Annotated in this window: 27 protein-coding genes; 4 read left to right on the forward strand and 23 right to left on the reverse strand. The window is 37.3% G+C overall.

Translation table 11 applies throughout. The features are described 5' to 3' along the window. Positions 1 to 304: 304 nt before the first annotated feature. The gene (locus AC6F34_RS02885; protein ID WP_500768776.1) at positions 305 to 628 is read right to left on the reverse strand and encodes a DUF4870 domain-containing protein; all 324 of its coding nucleotides are present in this window, start codon (positions 626 to 628) and stop codon (positions 305 to 307) included. 225 nt (positions 629 to 853) lie between these two features. On the opposite strand from AC6F34_RS02885, the gene AC6F34_RS02890 reads away from it, so the two are divergent. After that, positions 854 to 1,633 carry an undecaprenyl-diphosphate phosphatase gene (locus AC6F34_RS02890; protein ID WP_500770105.1) on the forward strand — a complete coding sequence of 260 codons (780 nt, stop codon included), beginning with the start codon at positions 854 to 856 and terminating at the stop codon, positions 1,631 to 1,633. A 314-nt stretch (positions 1,634 to 1,947) separates the two neighbouring features. After that, positions 1,948 to 2,508 carry a GNAT family N-acetyltransferase gene (locus AC6F34_RS02895; protein ID WP_500768778.1) on the forward strand — a complete coding sequence of 187 codons (561 nt, stop codon included), beginning with the start codon at positions 1,948 to 1,950 and terminating at the stop codon, positions 2,506 to 2,508. 304 nt (positions 2,509 to 2,812) lie between these two features. Here the strand turns inward: AC6F34_RS02895 and AC6F34_RS02900 are convergent, their stop codons facing one another. Together AC6F34_RS02900 and AC6F34_RS02905 are read right to left on the reverse strand one after the other, a co-directional pair. Then, positions 2,813 to 2,959: a DUF2639 domain-containing protein gene (locus tag AC6F34_RS02900; protein ID WP_500768780.1), complete on the reverse strand. Its 147-nt coding sequence runs from the start codon at positions 2,957 to 2,959 to the stop codon at positions 2,813 to 2,815. A 67-nt stretch (positions 2,960 to 3,026) separates the two neighbouring features. Next, positions 3,027 to 3,806: an SDR family oxidoreductase gene (locus AC6F34_RS02905; protein WP_500768782.1), complete on the reverse strand. Its 780-nt coding sequence runs from the start codon at positions 3,804 to 3,806 to the stop codon at positions 3,027 to 3,029. Positions 3,807 to 4,014: 208 nt separating this feature from the next. Between AC6F34_RS02905 and AC6F34_RS02910 the strand changes: the two genes are divergently transcribed. Next, on the forward strand, positions 4,015 to 4,503 hold the full coding sequence (locus AC6F34_RS02910) for an Hsp20/alpha crystallin family protein (protein ID WP_500768784.1): 489 nt from the start codon (positions 4,015 to 4,017) through the stop codon (positions 4,501 to 4,503). Between the two features lie 270 nt (positions 4,504 to 4,773). Here AC6F34_RS02910 and AC6F34_RS02915 read toward each other — a convergent pair whose 3' ends face one another. The 4 genes from AC6F34_RS02915 to AC6F34_RS02930 all read right to left on the reverse strand — a co-directional run bounded on the left by AC6F34_RS02915 (position 4,774) and on the right by AC6F34_RS02930 (position 8,993). Further along, a complete protein-coding gene (locus AC6F34_RS02915) occupies positions 4,774 to 5,601 on the reverse strand; it encodes a CAP domain-containing protein (protein ID WP_500768786.1) in 828 nt (275 codons plus the stop codon). Positions 5,602 to 5,951: 350 nt separating this feature from the next. Further along, on the reverse strand, positions 5,952 to 7,355 hold the full coding sequence (locus tag AC6F34_RS02920) for a sensor histidine kinase (RefSeq protein WP_500768788.1): 1,404 nt from the start codon (positions 7,353 to 7,355) through the stop codon (positions 5,952 to 5,954). Beyond that, the gene (locus AC6F34_RS02925; protein ID WP_500768790.1) at positions 7,352 to 8,032 is read right to left on the reverse strand and encodes a response regulator transcription factor; all 681 of its coding nucleotides are present in this window, start codon (positions 8,030 to 8,032) and stop codon (positions 7,352 to 7,354) included. The genes AC6F34_RS02920 and AC6F34_RS02925 overlap by 4 nt, the downstream gene beginning before the upstream one ends. Before the next feature lie 4 nt (positions 8,033 to 8,036). Beyond that, positions 8,037 to 8,993 (reverse strand): YncE family protein, encoded by a 957-nt coding sequence (locus AC6F34_RS02930; protein ID WP_500768792.1) that lies wholly within the window; start codon positions 8,991 to 8,993, stop codon positions 8,037 to 8,039. A 243-nt stretch (positions 8,994 to 9,236) separates the two neighbouring features. On the opposite strand from AC6F34_RS02930, the gene AC6F34_RS02935 reads away from it, so the two are divergent. Then, positions 9,237 to 9,482 (forward strand): DNA alkylation repair protein, encoded by a 246-nt coding sequence (locus AC6F34_RS02935; RefSeq protein ID WP_500768794.1) that lies wholly within the window; start codon positions 9,237 to 9,239, stop codon positions 9,480 to 9,482. Between the two features lie 41 nt (positions 9,483 to 9,523). Here AC6F34_RS02935 and AC6F34_RS02940 read toward each other — a convergent pair whose 3' ends face one another. The 16 genes from AC6F34_RS02940 to AC6F34_RS03015 form a co-directional block, all read right to left on the reverse strand. Beyond that, positions 9,524 to 10,330 carry a hypothetical protein gene (locus tag AC6F34_RS02940; RefSeq protein WP_500768796.1) on the reverse strand — a complete coding sequence of 269 codons (807 nt, stop codon included), beginning with the start codon at positions 10,328 to 10,330 and terminating at the stop codon, positions 9,524 to 9,526. A 109-nt stretch (positions 10,331 to 10,439) separates the two neighbouring features. Then, on the reverse strand, positions 10,440 to 11,369 hold the full coding sequence (locus AC6F34_RS02945) for a CobW family GTP-binding protein (protein WP_500768798.1): 930 nt from the start codon (positions 11,367 to 11,369) through the stop codon (positions 10,440 to 10,442). Between the two features lies 1 nt (position 11,370). Continuing rightward, positions 11,371 to 11,760, reverse strand: a complete 390-nt coding sequence (locus tag AC6F34_RS02950; protein ID WP_500768800.1) for a hypothetical protein — start codon at positions 11,758 to 11,760, stop codon at positions 11,371 to 11,373. A gap of 81 nt (positions 11,761 to 11,841) precedes the next feature. Next, complete coding sequence (locus AC6F34_RS02955; protein WP_500768802.1) at positions 11,842 to 12,735, reverse strand: LCP family protein; 894 nt, start codon at positions 12,733 to 12,735, stop codon at positions 11,842 to 11,844. A 140-nt stretch (positions 12,736 to 12,875) separates the two neighbouring features. Then, positions 12,876 to 14,348 (reverse strand): lmo1851 family serine protease, encoded by a 1,473-nt coding sequence (locus tag AC6F34_RS02960; protein ID WP_500768804.1) that lies wholly within the window; start codon positions 14,346 to 14,348, stop codon positions 12,876 to 12,878. Between the two features lie 121 nt (positions 14,349 to 14,469). Continuing rightward, entirely contained in the window at positions 14,470 to 15,309 is an 840-nt protein-coding gene (locus tag AC6F34_RS02965; RefSeq protein ID WP_500768806.1) for a M15 family metallopeptidase, read from the reverse strand. Between the two features lie 351 nt (positions 15,310 to 15,660). Further along, complete coding sequence (gene deoD / locus AC6F34_RS02970; protein WP_500768808.1) at positions 15,661 to 16,365, reverse strand: purine-nucleoside phosphorylase; 705 nt, start codon at positions 16,363 to 16,365, stop codon at positions 15,661 to 15,663. A 282-nt stretch (positions 16,366 to 16,647) separates the two neighbouring features. Continuing rightward, the gene (locus AC6F34_RS02975; RefSeq protein WP_500768810.1) at positions 16,648 to 16,950 is read right to left on the reverse strand and encodes a YodL domain-containing protein; all 303 of its coding nucleotides are present in this window, start codon (positions 16,948 to 16,950) and stop codon (positions 16,648 to 16,650) included. 143 nt (positions 16,951 to 17,093) lie between these two features. Next, complete coding sequence (locus tag AC6F34_RS02980; protein WP_500768812.1) at positions 17,094 to 17,267, reverse strand: YozD family protein; 174 nt, start codon at positions 17,265 to 17,267, stop codon at positions 17,094 to 17,096. Positions 17,268 to 17,325: 58 nt separating this feature from the next. Next, complete coding sequence (gene yodN, locus AC6F34_RS02985; protein WP_500768814.1) at positions 17,326 to 18,021, reverse strand: germination protein YodN; 696 nt, start codon at positions 18,019 to 18,021, stop codon at positions 17,326 to 17,328. A gap of 105 nt (positions 18,022 to 18,126) precedes the next feature. After that, positions 18,127 to 18,348, reverse strand: coding sequence for a YozE family protein (locus AC6F34_RS02990; protein WP_500768816.1), 222 nt, complete (start codon positions 18,346 to 18,348; stop codon positions 18,127 to 18,129). A gap of 114 nt (positions 18,349 to 18,462) precedes the next feature. After that, complete coding sequence (locus tag AC6F34_RS02995) at positions 18,463 to 18,795, reverse strand: YokU family protein (RefSeq protein WP_500768818.1); 333 nt, start codon at positions 18,793 to 18,795, stop codon at positions 18,463 to 18,465. Next, a complete protein-coding gene (gene kamA, locus AC6F34_RS03000; protein ID WP_500768820.1) occupies positions 18,761 to 20,176 on the reverse strand; it encodes a lysine 2,3-aminomutase in 1,416 nt (471 codons plus the stop codon). The genes AC6F34_RS02995 and kamA overlap by 35 nt, the downstream gene beginning before the upstream one ends. Positions 20,177 to 20,343: 167 nt before the next feature. Further along, positions 20,344 to 21,744 (reverse strand): sigma-54 interaction domain-containing protein, encoded by a 1,401-nt coding sequence (locus tag AC6F34_RS03005; RefSeq protein ID WP_500768822.1) that lies wholly within the window; start codon positions 21,742 to 21,744, stop codon positions 20,344 to 20,346. Positions 21,745 to 21,805: 61 nt separating this feature from the next. Beyond that, entirely contained in the window at positions 21,806 to 22,657 is an 852-nt protein-coding gene (ablB, locus tag AC6F34_RS03010; protein ID WP_500768824.1) for a putative beta-lysine N-acetyltransferase, read from the reverse strand. Between the two features lie 124 nt (positions 22,658 to 22,781). Then, positions 22,782 to 24,203, reverse strand: a complete 1,422-nt coding sequence (locus AC6F34_RS03015; protein ID WP_500768826.1) for an aldehyde dehydrogenase family protein — start codon at positions 24,201 to 24,203, stop codon at positions 22,782 to 22,784. Positions 24,204 to 24,216 lie beyond the last annotated feature (13 nt).

A 24,216-nucleotide genomic window follows, 5' to 3' on the forward strand; every position in this document is an offset into this window, starting at 1 on the left:
TTTTTATTTTCGTAGGCACAAAAGAAAAACATGCTATGCGATGGAGACAGACAACCCTAAGGGGAATTAAAAAATTGTCTATACAGGCGATGCTTACTTATGACTAGAAGAACTTGAAAAGGTTCGCCTCTGGAATTGGAGAACAGCCTAACGAGACCGATGCACTCGAAGAGTAATCCATATTCGCTCAAAACAAGGTAACATCTAATAAAATTATACTATTAAAATGAACAAAAGGGATCGAGGAGTTTTTTCCTAGATCCCTTTTTCTACATTCTAATCGATGTAGGATCAAAATTTTCTTTTATAAAATACGGAATATAAATGGTATGCGGTATTCTTGACCATCGAAGGCTTTTACTGCCGCAATGATTGTGAAAATTATTGCTGCAATTCCAAGAATCCATGCAAGCAAGAATCCAATAAGAATAATTGCTAAAACTGCGCAAATGATTCCGTAGACAAAATAGCTAATTAAAAAGTTTAAATATTCACGGCCATGATAATCGATGAATGCTGAATCATCTTTTTTAATTAACCAGATTATAATCGGACCAATAAATACAGTCCAAAAGCTAATCAACCATAATGCTGTTGCTATTAATTTTTCGTCGCGGTTTACGTCCATATTGATTCACCTCCAATTGTTTTCTACCCTTTTTCCTACTATTCATACGTATATACGGAAGAAAAAGTTTCACGCTTAATTTCTTGTTCTTCATTTGGACATGCCTTAATACATATGAAATAAGATGTGCGATAAGGTTGTCCCTTATGAATCAAATTATTTATATCATTAACGGTCAATCATTTCAAAGTATTTTCTATTTATACAAAGGGTGAGTAAACGATGATGTCAAAAATTGAAGCATTTATTCTCGGTATAATTCAAGGTCTAACTGAGTTTTTACCTATTTCTAGTACTGGCCATTTGTTTCTTGGCAGGCACCTTTTTGGCCTTGACGAAGCAGGACTTTTCTTAGACACAATGCTCCATCTTGGTACGCTAATCGCTGTTATTGTTGTTTATAAGGATGAGTTGGCAAAAATTCTTTTAGATCCTTTTGGTAAACGATCCAAGCTTTTAATAATTGGGACAATCCCTGCTGTTATTATCGGCCTGCTCTTTAACGATTTATTCGAAACGATTTCAAAAACAGGTGTAACCATCGGCTGGGAATTCATCGTTACTGGATTTATATTATGGATGTCTGATTATATTAAAAAAGGAGCAAAGAAAATGGAGGACATTCGATATTCTGATGCCCTTTTTATCGGTAGCTTTCAAGCCGCCGCCATTTTCCCAGCAATCTCAAGGTCTGGATTTACAATTGTAGCTGGATTAATGCGAAAGCTAGATCGTGAAACTGCAGCCTATTTTTCCTTCTTACTTTCTATCCCCGTTATTGCAGGTGGCATCATATTACAATTCAAAGAAATGATGAGCGGACACGTTGAGGCAATTAGCTTTTCCGGAATGCTACTTGCAACTCTTTCTTCAGCAATATTTGGCTATATTGCGATTGTATGGATGATCAATTATCTTAAGAAACATTCGCTTAAAGAATTTGCTGTTTATGTGTGGATTCTAGGGATTTCAATCATCATTTTTCAAGTGACAGGAGCCTTTTAAATCGACTGAAAATTTTGTAGAACTTTGGAAAAAATATGCGAAAAAAATAAGAAAAAAAACTATTTCCTTTTCAACTTTTTTTTAGTATTATACGATAGTAATCATACTTTTTATGTAATACAAAAAAATAGTCGTTTACTTTAAATGACAGGGAAGGCAAATGGTGCGCCACCAGTAAAACTGGTTCTAGTGGGTTCGATTCCCACCCCGAAATTTTTTATGCAACTTTACAAAAAATTTCGAGGGTGGGCCAAGAATCTCTATTTCTGTACGTTTAGAGATGGTTTGTCCTCATATTTAAGGAGGTAAATCCAATGCTCAAGAAACGTGACTTACAGGAATGCCAGGTTTTATATGAGTTAATGGCACACCCTGATGTCTTCCCTTTTGTACGTCAAAAAGCATCATCTTATGAAGAATTACTGTTTATTACAAAACAAACGCTAGAAGCAGAGGAACGTGGTGAAGTCATTTCACGTACGATTCTTGATGAATGGGGTACTCCAATCGGCACCATCAACCTATTTGATGTTCAAGATCATGCAGGTTTTCTTGGTACATGGCTAGGCAAAGATTTTCACGGAAAAGGCTACAATCGCATTGCCAAGGATGCATTCTTTGAAGAAGCGTTTAATGAGCTTGGAATTGAGACGATTTTTATGCGCATCCGCAAGCAAAACATTCGTTCACAAAAAGCTGCCGAAAAACTCCCATATGTCATTTTAGCGAATGAAACGAGAAAAACGATTTACGAACAACTAAATGCTGGTGAATACGAGTATAACCTATATGAAATTTCAAAAGATTTATATACCCTTCATGTTAAGCGTGAAGGCGTGATTGTTGAAGAAGCTTCACACTTACTTGAAGCTTAACAAAAAAGCGCAAGATGCTCTTGCGCTTCAGACTGTTGACACAAACGCTCACATACGTCGTTGTTTGGCATCAAAGTCCCCTCATGAACCGTGTGTTCTATTCGGGTCTTCATTCGACCGCACGCCTAGTATGACAAGCGTTTTCAAGACATTCTGAGGGTTTCTCTTATTATCAAAAAGTACTACGAAAAAAATGTAGACAAAGTCGAAATCGACTTTGTCTACAACCTCAAGCGCAAGATGCTCTTGCGCTTTTTACCTTTTTTAGCCCTTTCTTTATAAGTAATACCCTTTTAATCTACTTTTATTGTTTGTCCACCATTTGACTATAAATATTACGCACTACATACGTCTTGTATAGTTCTAGCTTCCTCATTTCAATTGGGTGTTTCGTTACACCTTTTTCCTTAAGCTTCTTAATATACCAACCTTTAGAACCTGGATATGCCATCTTTCTTTTCCCCTTCCACAATTCTTACATCTAATTATATGAAGAGAAAAAGAAATCATGACTCCAATCATTCTTTTTCACGAAATGCTTTTCCTAGTACATCCTTCCCACCTGTTACCGGAATGACACTTCCTGTGATAAAACTCGAGTTATCATCAATCAAGAACATTATGACTCTTCCGACATCTTCCCCCGTTCCAGGTCGACCTATTGGAGTATCCTGATCTGTTTCATGTATCGCTTCTTGTATTTGGCGTTCCTTCCACGTTCCGATAATATCACCAGGGGAAATCATGTTCACTGTAATTCCAAATTCAGCTTCTTCTAACGCAAGTGTTTTCGTTAGTGATGCAACACCTGTTTTAGCAGCTGCAAAGGCAGATCGGTACATCCATGCAGGAGCAGTTTCTACTCGATCATAGCCTATTGTAATGATTCGGCCAAAACGATGCTCGCGCATTTTCGGAATAAATAACTTCGAAAGCAAAAAGACCGCGTTTAGATTACCGTTAATAAGGTATTGCCATTCATCCCATTCATAATCAACCAATTTTTTTCGTTCATTTACATATGGACCCGCATTATGAATGAGTACATCGATCGTTTCAAACGATGCCATTGATTCTTTCACCAAGCGCAAACAATCATCATATTTTGTAATATCACCTGCTAAAGCAATGTTCTTTGTTCCATGTTTTAACGTTATTTCTTCACATAATGCCTCGGCAATTTCTTTGCTCTTACGGTAGTTAATAACTAGATTGAAACCTGCTTCAGCAAGTAGTAGAGCAGTTTGTCTTCCAATTCCTAATGCTCCACCTGTAATTAAAGCTGTTTTTTGTCTCAAATCGATTACCCCGCAACCTATTATTATTTTTTATAAACCTAATACTAGTCACGATTGATCTGATATGCAAGTAATATAGATCCACCAATTGGAATAATCTTCTTTGTACTTAACGAATATTCTCCTATATGCATATGATATCCTATAGGCTCTTCGTCAAGGATCACATAAAAAAAAGGTGTACAATTTGTTTTGAAAGGGTGAGAATATGTTTCCTTGGAATTTATTTTCAATGAATAAAGATATGGGGAAAGCAATGAAAAACTTAAACCATGATGATGTATCTGGTTATGTGCAAGGAATGATGGGCAAGTTTTTTCAAAATCAAGCAAACGGAGAAGCCAATAATCAGCCATTCGATGGGAACATTTTTGGTCAGCATACACATGCCACCCAAACAAAAAATCCTTCATCATCCAATGGATCTATCTCAATTTTTGAAACACATGATTATGTATATGCCCGCATCCCAATAAAAAGTGCACACTCATTAAATCATGTAAGGGTGTATCATACAGCAACAAAACTTATGATTGAAGGGTTACCGTCTGAGGAAGAACAGCATTCTATCATACTACCTTCAATGGTGAAGCGAAAAGGCTCACATGCAGCAATTCAAGACGATATTCTAGAAATACGGATGAGTAAAAACCATGATACGCAGATTTCTGAAATAGAAATAAACAGTGATATTTAATTCAAATACAATAAAATCCCCCGAAGAAATCGGGGGATTTCAGACTGTTGACAAACGCATGCATACGTCGTTGTTTGTCACGTTCGTCCCCTCATGAACCGGGTGTTCTACTCGGGTCTTCACTTGACTGCACGCCTAGTCTGACAAGCGTTTTCAACACAGTCTGAGGGTTTTAAGTCCTTTGAAAAAACATGTAGACAAAGTCGGAAATCGACTTTGTCTACAATCTCAAATCCCCCGAAGGAATCGGGGGATTTGCTGTTACATAAATTATTTTCCAATAAACATTTGTGTCCAGTAATTCCCTTGTTCTACATGACCTACACCAAGATGTGTGTAGTTCGCATTTAAGATGTTTTTACGGTGACCTTCACTGTTCATCCAAGCAGTAACAACTTCTTGTGGAGAACGTTGGCCCATTGCAATATTTTCTCCAGCAGTAGAATACGAGATTCCAAATTGCTTCATCATATCAAATGGAGAACCGTAAGTTGGACTATTATGGTCAAAGTATCCTTTTTGCTGCATGTCACGAGATTTTTCACGCGCAACCTTGCTAAGCTCAACATCTAGTTGTAGTGCTGCCACACCATATTTAGCACGTTCAGCGTTCGTTAAATCTAAAACTTGTTGTTCGAATGCACTCACTGATGCATTTTGCTGTACATTTGAAGGCTCTTGATTCGTAGAACCTTGGTTTTGCTGTTGGTTTTGGTTTGGCTGTTGGTTTACAGCTGGTGTTTCTTGCTTTTCAGGCTTAGGTGCTTCTTGTTGAGCTGGTTGTTCTACAGCTTGCTCTTGAGGCTTGTTAACTTCTACTTCTTTGTTCGGTTGTTTAGCTGGCATTTCCTTCTTTACAATATTGGCCTGCTTTAATTCATGTACTTGGCTAAGCAAGCTTTGTAAGTCAAGATTATAAGAATTAAGGTATTTATTTAAAATAGAACTGATTTGCTCCTGAGCTTTCTCCGGAGAAGTAAGGTTGATTACCTTTGAATCTATTTTAATAGGCTGTGCAGCCTCTGCTTTATTCATACCAGGAGTAGAAATTAGTAAAGCTGCTGTTGCTGCAACTGATAGTAATATTTTTTTATTCACGATGAATCCTCCCTATGTGCATTAGTATTTTTTATTGCCTCGTTGGTGCACATTCATCATATCACGGGTTTTTTGTAATATTCATGGGAGGTTTTGGTTACTTTTATCCAAACATTCATCATCATCTTAACGACTTACGCACGCTTTATAAAAAACATTGATAATAATAGGTTTTTCAATTAAAGCTATTAATTGTGTTTCCGTTCCTATTTTTCCCTTAAGAGGATAAGCTCTATATTGCTTTCCACGAATAACCTACGAAATTAGGATTGACAGGTTTTTATCAGAGCACAAATATTTACAGTTGTTACAAATTGATGTCGCGTATAATAATAAGCTTGCGAACATATCTATTTCATGGCTTCAATCGGTAACACGACTGTAACAACCGTTCCAATCCCTACAGTGCTCTCAATTTTAAGTCTGCCACCGTGTAGGTTGGTGAGCTTCTCAGCTATGGCTAAACCAAGGCCAGTTCCACCATCTTTCCTTGTCCTCGCTTTGTTTACACGATAAAACCTTTGCTTCACTTTTGCTAAGTCCTCTTCAGGAATACCAATTCCAGTATCTTCAAACTTTATATAGCACTCTTCTTTTTTATGGAATAGGTTGATCGTAATCACACCTTGTTCAGTATACCGTAATGCATTGTCCATAATATTATGAAAAATTTGTTCCATACGATCCTCATCAACATTTACAATAACTTCAGGATCAAGGTTCAATACAAACTCCAGCCCTTTATCCGCGAGCAACGGTTTATACTTTTGTGATGCGTCCTCAAGCAATTGTGCTAATGGCAAATACATTTTACGCAGTACGAGCTCATCTGATTCGAGCTTAGACAAATCCAATAAGTCGCGTACCAAACGTTCCATTCTACTCGCCTCACGATAGATTAAGGAAAGAAACTGCTTTTCCTCCTCCTTGCTTTTGACGATGTTTGATAGAATGGCATCGCTATATCCCTTCACATAACTAATAGGGGTGCGCAACTCGTGGGAGACATTTGCCAAAAACTCTTTCTTGCGCTCATCCTCTTTATGAATTGAAGAGGCCATGTGGTTAAAGGCATGTGCCAATTGGCCAATTTCATCTTTAGCATGATGATCAATTGAAACGGTATAATCACCTTTTGATACAGCATCAGCAGCTTCCTTAATATCCTGAATGGGCTGAGTAAGTTTCTTAATAATAAAACTTCCTGCTAGCATCGCAATAATCATAAATAGAATGGCAGCTATCATCCATAGAATCGCAAATTCCTGGGTAATCTCTGAGATATTAGCCAAGGGCATATATAAATAAATGATTCCCTCTAAATGATTGCCATCTAATAATGGAATGACGACACCCATGATGTTCCGATTTAGCCTTTCTTCATACCCTTCTTTATAGACCGCCTGTCCTTTTAAAAGTTGCTGGCGTTCGTCTCCATCAATTAGTGATTGATAGTCAATCTCGAAGGGTATGCACATACTTAATTCACGAGGATTATTCACAAGGAAAACCTCTGTCTGTGCTTTTGAATTGTACCATTTAACCTTTTCCATAAGGTCGTCAGTTAATGGTCCGCCTTCATAATCTTCAGCAAGGGCATATCCTTCTTCCAATAAAGAATCCTCCATATTAGAAACATAGAGCTTCTCATAAAATAAATAAGAAAGGATGTATGAGTATACAATTGTAATCAAGATGGCAGCAGTTACAACTAGCCACAGCTTTTTTATTATCGAGTTTGTCATAAAACTCATGCTGTAGGCACCTCAAACTTGTATCCTACACCCCAGACTGTTGAAATATAATCTGCAGAACCTAACTTCATTCTTAATGTTTTAATATGTGTATCTACAGTTCTCAAACTACCTTCATATTCAAGACCCCATATACGTTCAAGGAGTTGTTCGCGCGATAATGCTTGATTTTTATGTTCTAAAAAGACGATTAGTAATTCAAATTCCTTTAAGGTTAAAGCAATCGCCTTATCCCCGACCATTACTTTCCTTGCTTTTTTATCAACTGTTATGTCTGCAAAGCGGATTACGTTTGACTCTGCGACTGCCTGCTTTGTTCTCCGCAATACAGCGTGAATTCTCGCAATCAACTCACCTGGACTTAATGGCTTCACGATATAATCATCACCGCCCAATTGAAGCGCCTTCACTTTGTCCCACTCTTCGCCTTTCGCAGAAAGAAAAATGATTGGAATTTCTGAATGCTTACGGATCTTTTCGCAAACTTCAAATCCATCCTCATTTGGCATCATAATATCGAGTATGATTAAATCGCATTCATTCTCTCTTAACCAGCTGTATGCTTCTTCACCACTTGATGCGGTATGACAATGAAAACCTGAGTTTTCCAAATACATTGAAGTTAACAGCCTCATATCTGCTTCATCATCAATGATTAATATAGTGTATTTGCTCATAGATTTACTCCCTTATAAAAATTGAAAACGGTCCTTCTCCTACATTCGCTTTGCCTTTCACTTCTAAAGTGTCGATAGAAAGAAAATGGAGGTCATTGCTGTCATAGCCTGCCACTACTAATTCGTCATTGTATTGAATCATTTGAAAAGGATTGGCCCCTATTTGAATGGAATCATGGAATTCTCCATTTTTATTAAATTGGTACAATTCATTTGATCCGTGACTTAAAACATGTACAAATTGCTCTGTTTGTAAAAGTCGTATTGGCATTGTAGGCGCGTAAATATTAGTTGTTGTTGCTCCAGACTTTAAATCATAACCATGTATATGTTCTTCAATATGTATACCACTTCCATGGCCTCCGATCCAGACTTCATCTTCCTTTTCGAGGTAAGTTAATCCGGAGGGTGCATCATGAATTGGAAATTTCTGAATCATACTCATTTGTTCTGTATCAATTAAAACCATTTCCTCGCGAGTAAGGATAAATAACCCCTTCTCATTATAGTATGTCATATCTATTGGGGAAGAAGGCAATGAAATCTCTTTTAGTTCTTCTCCACCATGAGTTATAAATCGTACACTTTCATTATCCTCATCTATAAAAACAAGAGCATTATCTAATTGAATACTGTTTGTTATTCCCTCACCTAAGTTCCATTGATCTATTTCAATTCCTTCTCTTAAAGAATAAACAAGCACCTCTTCCAAATACTTTCCATAGAGAATAAATGTATCACCGTCTTGCAATAATAAACCTCCGCTAATTGGTTTCTGTATATGCCATGTTGCGAGGTTTTCATGCTGATGTAAATCAACAAACGAAACTGTCTGATCCTTCATATTTACTGTTCCCACTATTGCTCTTTCTGTAGGAATTGTTTCATGTATCGTTTTATTACATGCACATAATAGGCACGCGCATATGACAAAACCTATGTAGTGAAATTTGATCGACATTCTTATACTCCTTTGTATCAATAATCTCACCTTCATACTATCGAGATAATGTGTAAAAAGTGTGAAAACAATTAAAAAAGATTGCGATCTTTTCTTACAAATGTATTCTTACATAATTTGATAGTAGATTGCAAAAAGTATTGAATATGATGGGATTCTACTCATAAGAGGATTGCCTTTCATTCAATTGAGTTATGAAATTAATTTTTTTGATCTACTTCTCACAACCGAAAGGAGATTACGATGAGTTCACCTTATTGTTGTCCTAATTGTAAAACAAATCGAAGTCGCTTCAATATTATTGAGCAGCAAGCAAAATCTGTTAAATTGGATCCTCAATCAGGTCAAATTTTAGAGGAATTTGCAGAAGAGGACCTAACCCCTTTTCATTTGAGCTACAAAGGACCAAGCTATAAAGTACAATGTGCTTCATGTGGCTTAATTGAGGATGAAAAAACGTTCATTAAGTTTGGAGAAAAAAGAAGCTAAAAATAACACGAAGCTGTAGCTTTCACTACAGCTTCGTGTTTTTAAAGTTCATGTTTGTTTATAAATTGGCCATGATCAACTTTCCATGGTTCAAAGGGGGAGTTCCTTATTAGTATGATGTTATTGCTTGTGTGAATTCTTCCCTTATCTTTCAAATACCAATCGAGATCAGCTTCATATTGTACAACGAGTTCAGATGTGCTTAATTCGGTAAGCTGATTCAACTTTACATTTTCAACAGTGTGAAACAATTGTCTAAACTTCTCACCTGTCGAAGCAAAGCGTAACGTTGTGGCATCATGTTGTTTGATTCCTGCTATATAAGCATGTGCGATCTTCTCCGCTTCTGCGTGATCGAAGTATTGCTTTAAAACGCCAGCAGCTTTATAAATCATTAATTTATGCGATAAATCCATTTCATTTGTTCGATGGGTTGTACTCCCATTAAAATGAATGCAGAAATGCCCAGGAAAGTTATTATTTAATGAACCTGCCCCATGTGGCATCCCATGCATTGAAGCTGCAATGAGTCGATCATCTGTATAAACGATGATCGCTCTTCTTTTCCAACTCCATTTTCCATCATAAATCATTTTCATCATTTTTGTATCAGCCTTCGTTAACGGCTGAACATCGGCATGGTGTGAACCTGCTCTTCTCTGTACCTTAAATTGCTTACCGGTATCAAGATCCACAACAGTAAACTTGCTGTATTTAGGAAGCAACTCGTTGACATTCTCCCATGATAAAAGTTCGACTGGCATCGTTTCAATCTTTGCTGCATGTACATTAGCACTTAAAACACTTTGGACTAGTAAAAAAAAGAATAAAACCTTCCATTTTTTCATACGTGATTACACCACTTTTCTATATGATATTAAGAAGTGTTTCACGTTTTCAAGTTGATATACTGCCGATAATTGGAAGGTCATACATCTACTGTTAAAATTTCGAGTTTCATCGATTAGCTGCTAATTCTAGTTTTTTTAGTTGCTGTTTGATCTCATCCCATTCCATGTTTTCACCGATAAACACCATAATTAAGGCATGGTTCATATCTTCAGGGAAGAATATTGGCATCCCATAAGAGTATTGAAAGGAAGTCGGGTAGTTCGCTTCACCAAATTTGATATAGCCTTTGATTCGAAAAACATTGTCTGGAATCTCTCTTAAGAAGTCTTCAAATGCATCCCGATCGATTGCCTTTGTAAATAAATGAACATATGTACTTAAGTTCATTTTGTTTTTCACATGTACTTTTTCATGATTATCGTGTACTTGTGCTTGAATATTCTCTAAGTATTTTGCAGGTACCTTTGCGTTTGTTGTTAAAATCGTCATCGCATGTGGGTTATAGGCTTGAACTTCCGCCATAACTTGATTTTGTTCTGCTTCACTGACTAGATCAATTTTATTAATGATCAATAAATCGGCGTGTCGAGCTTGTTCAATCACCAATAATTGAACTTGTGGGCTAAATGTTTGCCTCGCTAGCCACATTTTGCTGTCAATTACTGAGAGAATCCCTTTAAACATAATCTTCTCTGCAAAGTAAGGAGAAACGATTCCATCTAATACTTCTACTGGATGTGCAGCACCAGTGGATTCAATGTAGATGACTTCAGGTTTGTCGTTTACTAATAATTCCTGTAATTGTGACTCAAGCTTATCTTGTATCGTACAACAAATACAGCCATCTAATAGCTCCTTTAAGGCAACGTCTTCTTCGTTTACTTCATTAGAGTCAATGGACACCTTTCCTAACTCATTCATCATCACAGCTGTTTTTCGCCCTAGCTCCTTTTCCTTTTGCAGTAATTGTTTTAGCAGAGTTGTCTTGCCACTCCCTAAAAATCCAGACAATATATAAACTTCTGATTTACTCATATTAATGATCCTCTCGTTCCTCCAAGATCTCTCTTACTAATTCCTGAATCTTAAGCTCAATCATCGAAATCGATTCAGTTGTAACATACCCCACTTGATGAAATAGTTCTTCTTTACATTTCCAGATCGGTACATACATTTGTGGAAAGTAATCTGAATCAGTTTCGATTGCTACTTCTATATAAGATTCATAATTAGGATGTAAGATTTTTTCACTTGTCGATGGCTTTCCTTTTAAGCTTCGAACAACTTCGATTATAATTGATTCATCCCATTCGGTGAACACTTGAGAATATTTTTGCTGAAGTGCAAAGCCTACTTTTTCAAGTTGATGCTCTAATAAAGCAACTTTCTCCTTTGTTCCCTCGTGTAATTGAACAATTTGCTTCAAGAAATCACCTCAAACATACATTGTTTATCTTTATATTAAGATATTGTATGTAAAGAAACGTACAAAGTAAAGGAAAAGCCATTATTGCTCTTCTGTATTTAAGAACTGATGAATGGCTTCTACATTTTGAGTGAAATCCAATTGAAGTACTGAACCAGCATGCTCATAATGCTTATTTTCAAAGCTGTTTTCAACTGGAATTCTTAAAGTTTCAACCGTTGTATCAGGATGAAACACCATAGAGACACCAAGCATCACCATTTCATCTAACTTTAGATCTGTCTCTACATATTGAAGCCCTTCTTTCACAAGCCCAGGAAACTTCACTAGTCCATCGATAGATGTTAAATTCTGCACAACTTGATCTTTGATCGCAATTAATACTTCTTGTTGGCGATTTACTCGTCCGAAATCACTTCGGTCATCATGTCTAAATCTCACGTACTTTAATAACTCACTTCCCTTTAATTGCTGTAAACCTGGGGTGCGCTCTAGTGCCATATCTTCAATCATTGCAGCAGGGACATCGACTTCAATTCCATCAGGGGCTATCATATCTAGCATCGATTCAAATCCGTGAAAATCAATGATAACACTATTATGTACAGGCAAAGAGAAGTTTTGCTCAATCGTTTCCTTTAATAAATCAATTCCTCCTAGGTTATATGCATGGTTTAGTTTGCTGTAACGCATCTCATACCCAGGAACCTCCACATAACTATCACGCATTAATGAGATGAGCTTGATTACATTTTCTTTAGGTTCAACTCTAGCTAGAATTATCGCGTCTGAACGATTTCCACCTTCATCTAATGCATCAACACCAACGAGAAGTATATTTCTCGTTTCAGTCGTTTCTTCAACTTGAAGATGATCATTTCCATCATCTGGTTGTACTTCATTTTCTATTTGAAACGGTGAACATGAAGCTAAAATCAATGTAAATAAAACCAAGAGTAGGCAAATCCTCTTCATGTATGTACACTCCTATTCGTTTGAGATTTCATCCTTCTTAGCATTGTTACATAATTAGAAGCATTCTATACTTTGATGCCATAAGAAAAGCAGAGGCCCGTTAAACTACAAGGGATCTCTGCTTTTTGTGAAACGTTTTATTATCCAGCCAGTTGTTCTTTAATTAATTCAACAGCTTTGTTGATTTGCGTATCATTTTCTTTAATTAACTCTCTAATTTGTTCCATCAATTTGATCGTCGATTGACCAGTTAGCACACCAGTTTCTTCAAGGCCAGAATCCTTTTGAAACTCTTTTACCGCTGCCTCTGTTTGTTCATCAAAGAACCCGTCTTCACGTCCAGGATCATACCCTGCAACCTTTAACATCGTCTGTGCAGATTTTACTAATGATGATGAAGATGATGGTGAGAGCTCTACATCAGGGTTTATAAATGGAAGCGATGCATACTCTGGTAAAGATACATCATAATCTGGGTCGATTCCTTCTGTATGAATCCAGTTCCCATTAGGCGTTAACCATTTTTCAGTCGTAAATTTCATATTTGAGCCATCAGAGAAGTCCTGGGCACGCTGAACAGTTCCCTTCCCGAATGATTTTTCCCCTACAAGCGGTACTCCTGCAGACTCTTTAACAGCTGCTGCAAGGATTTCTGAAGCACTTGCACTTCCCTTATCTATGACTACAACAAGAGGCAAGTTTAAGTTTTCTTCACTTCCTGATTGGAATGACTCTCTGTTTCCTTGACGATCTTCAACTTGGAAAAGAATCTCGCCATCTGGAACGAAAAGGGATGAAATTTGGATAGCTTTATCCAATAATCCGCCTGGATTCTGTCTTAAATCTAAGACAAGTCCCTTCATTCCTTCTCCCTTGAGCTCTTCTAATGTTTCTAAAAGCTCTTGAGTTGTGTTATTTGAAAACGAAGTAATTTGAACTTTTGCAACTTCTTCGTCAATCATTTCTCCGTATACTGTTTCGATTGGAATTGTGTCTCGTTCAATTGATAAATTGATCGGCTCTTCGGTACCAGAACGTTGAATCGATAGTTCTACATTCGTCCCTTTTTCGCCCCTAATCAACATCACAGCTTCTGTTGAGCTCATTCCTCGAACACTTTTCCCATCAACAGAAAGAACTCTGTCATTCGGTCTCAATCCTGCTCGTTCAGCTGGAGAACCTTTTAGTGGGGAAACAATGACAATGTACCCATCTTGTTCCATGATTTCAGCACCAATTCCCTCAAAGGAAGATGCAATGCTTTGATGGAAGTTCTTTGCTTCCTCTACATCCATATAGTCAGAATAAGGATCATCAAGTGCATCTAACATACCATTGATTGCTCCATTGATTAACTGCCCGTCATCGATTTCTTCAAAGTAGCTTTCTTTTAACGTATCATATGCTTGATATAATTTATCAAACTCGCTTCGCTCTGTTGTACCAACAGATACAACTTTTTCATCTCCAAACGCGAGTGCAAAGGTTGTTACACCGGCTGAAATAAAGACAAGAAAAAACAATAGCATGAAGAAATGGAATTTCTTCAATGTAATCGTTCCTGTTGGTTTTTCCTCTACTTCGTTTTGTTGATTTTGTTCTTCGTTTTGCAAGTCATCCACCACTTTCATTCAACCGTGAAGAATCATTTCTTCCCTTGTTGTTAGAATATCTTTTTTATGATTCTTTTAACAAAGATTACACTGTGCAAACATTTCCATGAAAAATACGTCTTTACACTTTCTCTACGACCTCAAAATATTCCTCTAAAGTCCAGTCATTTTCATAAAGGATTTGTGCAGCTTCTTTACCTACATATCGAAAATGCCATGGTTCAAACTGATAACCTGTGATTTCTTCTCTTCCTTTTGGGTATCTTAGAATAAATCCATATTGATGTGCATTATCTGCCAACCACTGTCCTTCAGGTGTTTCTTCGAAGTCAGTAGTTAGTCCAAGTCCGACACTTCTACTCGAAATATCCATAGCTAGTCCAGTTTGGTGCTCACTTGTGCCAGGAAGTGCGACTACTTGTGAGGCAATCTCTTCCCCGTCTTTTTTGACTGCAGCATCGTAAACAACAGCTTGCCTCTCATAAGATCGATAGCCAGAAACCGCAAATATCTCGATATTCTGAACTTCTGCTGCTGCAAATAGTTCTTCTAGTGCGTTTGCAGCAACTTGTCTCATATAACTCTTTTCAACGTCTTCATCACCAAAGGAAAATGGAACATTCGGACGTATCAAGTCTTCTGGAGCATAGTCACTATTCAAATAGAATTCTTTATTAACTAATGCCATTATATTTAAAGGGTTTTGGATATATGGGATGTCGTCGATCACTTCGATTTCATTAAAATAAGCTGCTTCTAATGTTAAGCTATCTTCTGGTTCATTGCCTATATTTTCGTCTTCAGGATTCGGTGTTTCTTCTTGCGGGTTTTCATCTGGTTCTGTTAAATCAGTTTCATTTTCATTTGATAAAAATGGTATTTTATCTATCATGGAATTTAATTCACTGCAACCCATCAATAAAAAACTTGATAATACTATCGTATATACTGCCTTCTTCATATAGCCCACCTGTCTTCTACTCGTTTCATCTTATCTATTCTATCATTATCTTTCTGTGATTGCGAAGGATCTCATTTACTATTCTTGAAAAACTTTTTAAGAACAAAAGCTCATACTCAGCTGCTGCGCTACTATACTTATTCTGAAAGTATCAAAAAAAAACCTCTATCAGTAAGTTGGTTGCTAGACTGTGGCAATCTAAATAAATAAGTTTGCTCTCAGTCTTTTCTTTCGCATTGGTACAATCATTCTCTTATCGCATCATGTGTATGCTGTTCGAAAAAATCCCGCTAAAAAACAGTAGACAAAGTCTTAAAATCGACTTTGTCTACATTTTTTATTAATTGTTATTTATTTTTTAATTGCTGCGTCTAGAGCAACTTCGATCATTTCGTTAAATGTAGTTTGACGTTCTTCAGATGTTGTTTCTTCACCTGTAAGAATATGGTCACTCACTGTTAGAACAGATAACGCATTACGATTGTATTTTGCCGCTAACGTATACAGTGCCGCAGTTTCCATTTCAATCGCTAAAATTTGATACTGTGCCCATTTCTCATGCTCTGCATTGTCATTATAGAACAAATCAGCAGTTAGAACATTCCCTACTTTTAAGTTCAATCCTTTTTCAACACCTGCATCATATGCACGCTTTAATAAATCAAAGTTGGCAGCGGGTGCATAATCAACACCACCAAATGTAATTCTGTTCATTTGTGAATCTGTGGATGCTGTCATCGCTAAAATGACATCACGCACCTTCACATCTTTTTGAATCGCACCACATGTACCAACGCGAATAAGGTTTTGCACATTATAACTTTGCATTAATTCATTAATATAAATCGAAATGGATGGGACACCCATGCCTGTCCCTTGTACAGAAATGCGCTCTCCTTTGTACGTGCCAGTATATCCAAACATATTACGTACTTCATTGTAACAAATTACATCCTCTAAAAATGTCTCTGCTATATACTTTGCTCTTAATGGGTCTCCTGGTAACAACACCGTTTCTGCAATTTCATTTTGTTTTGCACCAATATGTATACTCAATTTTCTTACCTCCATTTGATTAGACGTCAGACTTTTAAATATCCATAGTCAATATACCATATATTGTACGAATAAGAAAAGAATATCGTAAAACCAACTAGAGTACATTACATTTCTAATCCCTTTCAAAAACGAGCTTGATTCAAAGCTCGTTTTCTTGAATGTAGAAGAATTGATTGAATACCCGAATAGAACTAACGGTTCATAGCCTGTCAATGAAATAAACAACTACGTATATGAGCTTCTGTCAAAAACCTGAAATGAACTTGATTCTTTGTCTGTCTATCTAATGATTAGTCGATTGATCTTCGTCCATCCCCCTGGTTTTAATTGGTAGTAAACCTTTATCCCTTCATCGATTAAAACAATGTCGTTTGTTCTTATATAATGCCCTTTAAAATCATCTGGTATAAGGTCGCTCACATTAAAAATTCGAAAGACATTCTCTAAACAATCTTTTTGGGACAATCCCTCTACTTCTGTTCGATATACAGGAATGAAACCTGATTGATCTTTAAAATGAGGAGCTTGAAAAATCGTCACATCAAACAACTTATTTTTTAAACGAGTTATTTCCTTTAACAAAATTCATCCCTCCCATTATTATTACTACTATTGTTAGAGATAGAGCTTGTCGATTCCTTTAGCAAATTCCTTCTAGTTTTGTCGATTAGTCACTCATAGCTTTTCACAAAAATAGCGCACCACCCACGGAGCGCCATTTTCCTTTATTCATCAATCAGTTCTTCATCAATTATGCTTTTTTGTAATAAGTATTCAAATGTAATGTCTGCAAGCTCTTCAAGCTCACCTTCTGTAGGGACATACCCTCGTTTCGATAACTCATGAAAGAAAAAATCGGCTATCTCTTCTGTATCAATAATGACTTCTACTTCCTTCATAATGAAAGTCGCCCCCTTTGTACAAAATGTATGATGCTATATTACAAATCATGCTTGGTTATACAGCTTTTTTGCCGTCATCAGCAACAACATTTCTTAATTTTCTGACTATAATATGCAGAACTTGCTTGTATTCTTCATCTTCAAACATCTCATATAAAATTCGATAATCATTATAAATATCAAGCAAGCCGTCAATGATTGCTTTACGGTCCTTCACTTCTTTTAAAAGATCCTTTTCCGCTTTACGAAATGTACTTTTTTCGAGACGTTCTTTCTTTTTATCTTCATTTGAAAAATTGTAAAGTAGCCCAAGCTTTTGGATGAATGCGTCTGCTTGATCAGCATCTGCTAACAGCGTCAGTTCATCCTCATTCGCTTCAAGCCATTCCCCATCAGACAAACGAGACAGTTCATAAATCACATCTTCCCATGCATCTTCCTTATATCGCCAAATTTCGGTTCGAAAGCCCATTACTTTAAATAAATCATTTCCATATCCATTCACTTGAACGAGGTCACCAAAAAAGAATTGGTATTCGATATCGATATGCTCTTTATCAACTACTGCACCATCATAATCGGATAATGACTGTAGGCTTGACTCTAAATACAATCCTTCACTACGATTCACCTCGTAAACATACATATCGTCAAGCCACTTTACATCTGTAATTTTACCAACCGTGCCGTAAAGGATGATCACGACTGTATCACCGATGTTATATTTAGGTTTTTTTTGTTTCTCTTCCATTTTCGCCAACCTCCAATGGTGAGTCGTGCATGTTTTGTACAATAGTATATGCACCATTAGAACAATTCGCGCAGGCGGAATTGACGGGCTTATATGGAAAAAATCTTATTTTTCGGTTTCAATATATTCCTCCCAAGCATCATCAAAAACCGTCATACTTGGTAAATAATTTGTATGCAACTCTAAATAGTTCGTTAACTCTTCATAGGATTGCGACGTTTTTGGAAAGCTATGATCCAAGTACGTATCATTCGCAAACTTGCTGATCGCATCCGGTGGATTCGGATGGCGATATTTCATTAAAAAGTGATAAAACGATTTTCTCATCATTATCCCTCCGTGTCCGTTATTACAGTCCATGTTGCTTTGACTTTACATTATAAAGGACACAAACCAAAAAGGGTATCCTTTTTATCGGACGCCCCTCTTAGAAAAATGGATTTATGAACTAAAATCAAAATAGTTCCTTTTTAATAATCGCTTTTTTTTCATTAATTCAATATAAGTTAATACAGGTTCTAATGTTTTTGTATCAATAAGAAAGAGTTGATCTTCAATCTCTTTTGTTAATGATTCGAGTTGGTATTCCATTTTGCATTCTTTACATTTCATTGTTGGGGCGTCTGTGATTTCGATTGCTTTCGTCCCGTCTGGCAGCTCCCAATAGACGGAAGATGTTGTTTCAATGATCGCTTCTTCTTCACACCATTCACACGTTTTACTCAAGTTAACTCTCCTCCTATTCTCCAGCTGCTTCTGGTTTCGTATCGACATGCTTTTGCTGCTCAGCTTGATATTTTTTTTCTTTCAATTGATCGCGTTTGTCTCGTTTATCTTTTAATGAATGATGCTCAGGATTCGTTTCATATGTTTCTCTTCGGTTTAACCTTGCTAACCCTTCAGGAACAAGATTAAAATGGTCATCATTCATTATGCCTGCAATACCTGCAACCGATTTTTTCTCAGCCATTTCTGGATAAACTTCTTGAAAATATCCATCAGCACGACCTGCTACATAGTTTTCAGGTTCGGGGTAAGAAGTAATAACCCCTTCAAAATTTCGAAGCACAACTTTCTCAGGGCTCTGTGAAATTAAATAGTTTGGCTGAAGTGCGATTTTCCCACCACCTCCGGGAGCATCGACGACAAAAGTCGGTACTGCATAGCCGCTCGTATGTCCTCTTAGTCCTTCAATAATTTCAAGCCCTTTCGTAACAGGGGCTCTAAAATGGCCGATACCTTCTGAAAGGTCACATTGGTAAATATAATATGGACGCACACGAATTTTCACAAGATCATGCATTAGTCGCTTCATGATTGGCACGCTGTCATTAATTCCCGCCAGAATTACTGATTGATTGCCAACAGGCACACCTGCGTTAGCAAGCATTTCACAAGCAAGCTTGGATTCTTCTGTTATTTCTATTGAAGTATTAAAGTGAGTATTCAACCAAACAGGATGGTACTTCTTTAAAATATTGCACAGGTTTTCAGTAATTCGCTGTGGAAATACAACAGGTGCTCTCGTTCCAATTCGTATAATCTCTACATGATCAATTTCACGTAAGTTCTTCAGAATGTATTCCAAAATTGTGTCATTAATTAGTAGTCCATCTCCACCAGAAATCAATACATCTCGCACAGCTGGTGTTTGACGAATATAAGAAATCGCTTCATCTAATTGTTTCTTCGGGACACCCATCCCAATTTGACCAGAAAAACGCCTACGCGTACAGTAGCGACAATACATTGAGCATTGGTTAGTCACGAGAAAGAGTACTCTGTCAGGATAACGATGGGTCAACCCTGGTACAGGGGAATCCTCGTCCTCATGTAGTGGGTCTTCTAAATCGTATTTTGTTTTATAAATCTCTTTGGAGATTGGAACAGATTGCATTCGAATCGGACATCTTGGATCATCTGGATTCATCAAGGATGCATAATAAGGTGTAATGTTTAGAGGAATTGTTTTCGTTGAAATTTTCACTCCTTCTTCTTCTTCAGGAGTTAAGTTGATCACTTTTTTCAAATCCGCTAATGTACGAATTGTATTTGTTAATTGCCAGAGCCAATCATTCCATTTTTCCTCAGGAACATCCTTCCATAGCTCAATTTCTTTCCAATGACGCGTTGGTTTATAAACAAATGATTTCATCTGCATGACCTCCCATTTCTTGCTTTTTATAGATGCAAGTTCCGTGCCAATTTATCAGAACATTCTCTATACTCTATTCAACACTATGGTAAGAGGTCAATCGTCGTAATAGTTGTTGTTCCATTTAGATCATTAAAAGCCGAATATTCGGCAACGAACATTCGGCTCTATGCATATGTGCATGCATCGATATCATATTTTTGGATTTTATATTGTAATGTTTGTCTTGGAACAACTAGTATTTTTGCAGCATGCTGAATGTTGCCATTTGATTCCTCCAACGCCTCAATGATGGTCTGCTTTTCGAGATGTTCAACTTTTCCCTTTAAAGAAATAGGCACTTTCTCCTTCATTTCTTCTCCTTGATCTCTTAAATAAAGTGGAGCATGTTCAAATTGAATCCATTCCCCATCACACATATTCATCATATATTCGATTGCATGCTTCAGCTCCCTTACATTTCCTTGCCACTTATAAGAGAGAAACAATGAGACAACCGCATCATCCATCCCTATGACGTTCTTATGAAATTCTTGATTATACGATTGTATAAACTGTTCTGCTAAATAAATAATGTCCCTTTTTCGGTCTCTTAAAGGGGGAACGAAAAAAGACAATACATTGAGCCGGAAATACAAATCCTTTCGTAAAACTCCTTGATGAACAGCTTCTCTTGGCTCGATATTCATTGCTGCAACCACTCTTACATCGACTTTTTTAGTCGTCGTACTGCCGACCCTTCTCAAAATACCGTCCTCCAAAATTCTAAGAAGCTTTGCTTGGAGCTCAACAGGCATGGCATGAATCTCATCAAGAAACAACGTCCCTCCATCCGCTAATTCAAATAACCCCGGACGGTCTGATGCTCCAGTATAGCTGCCTTTTGACGTACCAAATAACAAAGACTCTAGCAAATTCTCTGGAATCGCTGCACAGTTTTGAACGATAAAAGGCTGTTTTGATCTTGGCGATGCCGAATGTATCGACTGGACGATTAGTTCCTTTCCTGAACCACTTTCTCCGTAAATAAGGACAGGAGAATGGGAGGAAGAGAATTTCTTTGCATTCAGAATATGAACTTGAAATTTGGGATCTACGGTTAAAATATTGTCAAACGTATACATTTTGACTTCCTTTTCCTTTGGTCTTTGTCGAGTTGGTTGAAACTTCTCCCGCAAATCCAATAATTGATCTGATAACTCTTTTATTTTCGAATAATCTTTTGCAATTTCGACTGTACCAATTAGCGTACCTTCGACTTCAATTGGATACGTTGAATTGATTGTTTCGATTTGTTTTCCGTGCATATTCATATAAGATTGCTTCTGGTTAATAATCGGCTTTTTCGTTTCCATAACCTTTAGCAATGTGCTCGTCTTCTCAGTTAATGATGGAAACACTTGTAATAATGGCTTTCCGATAACTTCATACGGTGATAATCCGTCATGCATTGCTGCAATATGGTTATACGCAATCGTTGTCCCCGATTGATCAACGACATGTACCCCTTCATCAATTTCATTTAAAATCGCATGCAATACTTCATTCGTCATGAAGTTTACTTGCATTAAACCACCCCTTTTTTCCAAACTGCCCAAAAATCAGCACAACTGCCAAGAATTCATCAGCTTACCTACTCGTTAAGTCTCTAACCCAAACATTCATGTTCTCAAGCTTGTCAAAAATATAACAGTTATTTGTTAATCGTCCACGGTACTCATAACCTAATTGATGAAGCACAGCATTCATTCCAAAAGATTGTGCCCGTGCAATGGAATACGCACAGTAAATGCCACGATCGAGCAAGTCGGCTTCCAATTGCAGTAATACATGTCTCATCAGCTTATGCTCCCTATGATCAGGCAATGTGGCACAATCAGTCAATTCAGCATTCATCCAGCGTTCATTTATTTCAGCAGATGCTGCACTAACGAGCTTACCATCTAATCTGAATCCGTAATATACCGTCCCGTCTCTCATCGTTTCTCGCACATAATTAGGTTGATGGACAGGGACTGGATATACTTCAAACACATCTTTATAAAGACTTGCTAAGTCATCAGCATCGTCCTCTGTAAGCGCATAAAACTGATAGCTACTTGGAGGAAGGTTCAGTGATGTCAATTGCTTCTTCTGAATATCTTGTATATAGCGATCCTCTACCATCCAATTTGACGTGTGCTTTCTTTCTTCTTTGAAGTATTTGCATACAAAATACATGTCAGATCCTAAGAAATATCCATCAATCCTTGCTTCTACCATAAACCCTGCAGAAAGCCATTTATGTAAATCTTCAAATCTGCTTTTGACAATTAGTTTCTCACATTGCTTTTCATGAGCAAATCTTTCAATATCACTAATCGCCTTTTTAATGCTTCCTGTTATTTCATCAATCCGAATTCGTTGATTAAACGGATCTACATAAACTTGTGCGATGTAATGACTTCTCTTCAGTGTTACTGAGTACGATTGCATAACCATTTTCAATCATCCTTCCTATAGGAAAAGATCATTTTCAATTATCCAAGAATGCAAAAAAAATCAAAACGACGTATGCGAGTATTTGTAAACAGGCTGAGCCCGGTAAGGATACCGGGCATATTCGTTAATTTAGGTTAATACTGATCAGCTTTAACTCTGTCATTTCTTCAATTGCATATTTAATTCCCTCACGGCCAACCCCACTCTTTTTCACTCCTCCATACGGCATATGGTCAGCACGGTAAGTCGGGAAATCGTTAATCATAACACCGCCAACATGTAATTCCTTAGCAGCCTGAAATGCATGTTGGATATGATTCGTAAAAATACCTGCTTGAAGGCCAAATTGTGAATCATTCACTTGCTGAACGACTTCGTCAATAGTTGAAAAAGAATTTATGTGTACAACCGGAGCAAACGCTTCCTCACAAGAGATTCTCTCTGTTAGAGGCACATTTAATAAAACTGTTGGTTGCAGCGCCTGCCCTTCAGCACTCCCACCAAGCGCAAGCTTTGAACCCTTTTCAACCGCTTCTTGAATCCAACCTGTAACACGGTTGACATCATCCATCGTAATTAATGCAGAAAGATCAGTATCTTCACTTAACGGATTTCCGATACGAAGCTTTTGGGCTTCTTCTATAAACATTTCTGTAAACGCCTCATAAATCCCTTCATGGACAAAAATTCTTTGTACAGAAATACAGACTTGCCCTTGAAACATAAATGCACCAGCAACAATTCTCGGGATTATTTTTTCCAATTCCACTCCTTCGTCTACTACGACAGCTGAGTTTGATCCTAACTCAAGCGTCACTCTTTTTAATCCAGCTCTTTCTCTTATTTCTTGGCCAACAGCTGGACTACCAGTGAATGTAATCATCGAAATCCGTTCATCGTTCGTGAATACATCACCAACCGTTTTCCCACTCCCACTCACAACATTTAGGGCTCCATTAGGCAAACCTGCTTCATGAAAAATTTCCGCAATCTTATACGCGGATAACGGCGTCTGTGATGCTGGCTTCAATACAACTGTATTGCCACTTGCAATCGCAGGACCAACCTTATGGGCAACAAGATTCATTGGAAAATTAAATGGAGTGATTGCTGCTATAATTCCTAGTGGTTCTCGAATCGTATAAGCAATCCGACCTTCACCTCCAGGGGCTGCATCCATCGGAATTGTCTCTCCATGAATTTTTCTTGCTTCGATTGCAGCAAATCGATATGTTGTAATCGTCCGATCCACTTCTATGCGTGCTGCTTTAATGGGCTTCGCTGCTTCATTCGCAATAATCTTTGCGCACTCTTCCTTTTGCTGTTCTAATAATGTCACAACTCTCTCTAAAATCTCTGCTCTTTTATACGCTGGCATTGATCTTAATTGTGAAGCTGCTTGTTCTGCGGCATCAATCGCTCTTGTAACTTGTGATTGCTCAGCCTTTGCAACCTCTGCAATTTTTTCCCCATTAAAAGGGTTTTTTAAAGCTACATAATCCGTCGTTTCTTCAAACTGGCCATTAATCCATAAATGTTGTTTCATATCAAACCTCTCC

This window comes from Niallia sp. CD-39 (assembly GCF_059874745.1).

Excerpts from the sequence above, each read along its gene's own strand:
- AC6F34_RS02935 (WP_500768794.1), top strand. The coding sequence starts at position 9,237 with ATGAGTTCACCTTATTGTTGTCCTAATTGTAAAACAAATCGAAGTCGC.
- AC6F34_RS02995 (WP_500768818.1), bottom strand. The coding sequence starts at position 18,795 with ATGTCGATACGAAACCAGAAGCAGCTGGAGAATAGGAGGAGAGTTAAC.
- AC6F34_RS02925 (WP_500768790.1), bottom strand. The coding sequence starts at position 8,032 with ATGAGCAAATACACTATATTAATCATTGATGATGAAGCAGATATGAGG.
- AC6F34_RS02940 (WP_500768796.1), bottom strand. The coding sequence starts at position 10,330 with ATGAAAAAATGGAAGGTTTTATTCTTTTTTTTACTAGTCCAAAGTGTT.
- AC6F34_RS02965 (WP_500768806.1), bottom strand. The coding sequence starts at position 15,309 with ATGAAGAAGGCAGTATATACGATAGTATTATCAAGTTTTTTATTGATG.
- AC6F34_RS02955 (WP_500768802.1), bottom strand. The coding sequence starts at position 12,735 with ATGAAGAGGATTTGCCTACTCTTGGTTTTATTTACATTGATTTTAGCT.
- AC6F34_RS02930 (WP_500768792.1), bottom strand. The coding sequence starts at position 8,993 with ATGTCGATCAAATTTCACTACATAGGTTTTGTCATATGCGCGTGCCTA.
- AC6F34_RS02910 (WP_500768784.1), top strand. The coding sequence starts at position 4,015 with ATGTTTCCTTGGAATTTATTTTCAATGAATAAAGATATGGGGAAAGCA.
- ablB (WP_500768824.1), bottom strand. The coding sequence starts at position 22,657 with ATGGTTATGCAATCGTACTCAGTAACACTGAAGAGAAGTCATTACATC.
- AC6F34_RS02920 (WP_500768788.1), bottom strand. The coding sequence starts at position 7,355 with ATGAGTTTTATGACAAACTCGATAATAAAAAAGCTGTGGCTAGTTGTA.
- AC6F34_RS02885 (WP_500768776.1), bottom strand. The coding sequence starts at position 628 with ATGGACGTAAACCGCGACGAAAAATTAATAGCAACAGCATTATGGTTG.
- AC6F34_RS03005 (WP_500768822.1), bottom strand. The coding sequence starts at position 21,744 with ATGCAAGTAAACTTCATGACGAATGAAGTATTGCATGCGATTTTAAAT.
- AC6F34_RS03015 (WP_500768826.1), bottom strand. The coding sequence starts at position 24,203 with ATGAAACAACATTTATGGATTAATGGCCAGTTTGAAGAAACGACGGAT.
- kamA (WP_500768820.1), bottom strand. The coding sequence starts at position 20,176 with ATGAAATCATTTGTTTATAAACCAACGCGTCATTGGAAAGAAATTGAG.
- AC6F34_RS02945 (WP_500768798.1), bottom strand. The coding sequence starts at position 11,369 with ATGAGTAAATCAGAAGTTTATATATTGTCTGGATTTTTAGGGAGTGGC.
- AC6F34_RS02900 (WP_500768780.1), bottom strand. The coding sequence starts at position 2,959 with ATGGCATATCCAGGTTCTAAAGGTTGGTATATTAAGAAGCTTAAGGAA.
- AC6F34_RS02980 (WP_500768812.1), bottom strand. The coding sequence starts at position 17,267 with ATGAAGGAAGTAGAAGTCATTATTGATACAGAAGAGATAGCCGATTTT.
- AC6F34_RS02895 (WP_500768778.1), top strand. The coding sequence starts at position 1,948 with ATGCTCAAGAAACGTGACTTACAGGAATGCCAGGTTTTATATGAGTTA.
- yodN (WP_500768814.1), bottom strand. The coding sequence starts at position 18,021 with ATGGAAGAGAAACAAAAAAAACCTAAATATAACATCGGTGATACAGTC.
- AC6F34_RS02990 (WP_500768816.1), bottom strand. The coding sequence starts at position 18,348 with ATGAGAAAATCGTTTTATCACTTTTTAATGAAATATCGCCATCCGAAT.
- AC6F34_RS02890 (WP_500770105.1), top strand. The coding sequence starts at position 854 with ATGTCAAAAATTGAAGCATTTATTCTCGGTATAATTCAAGGTCTAACT.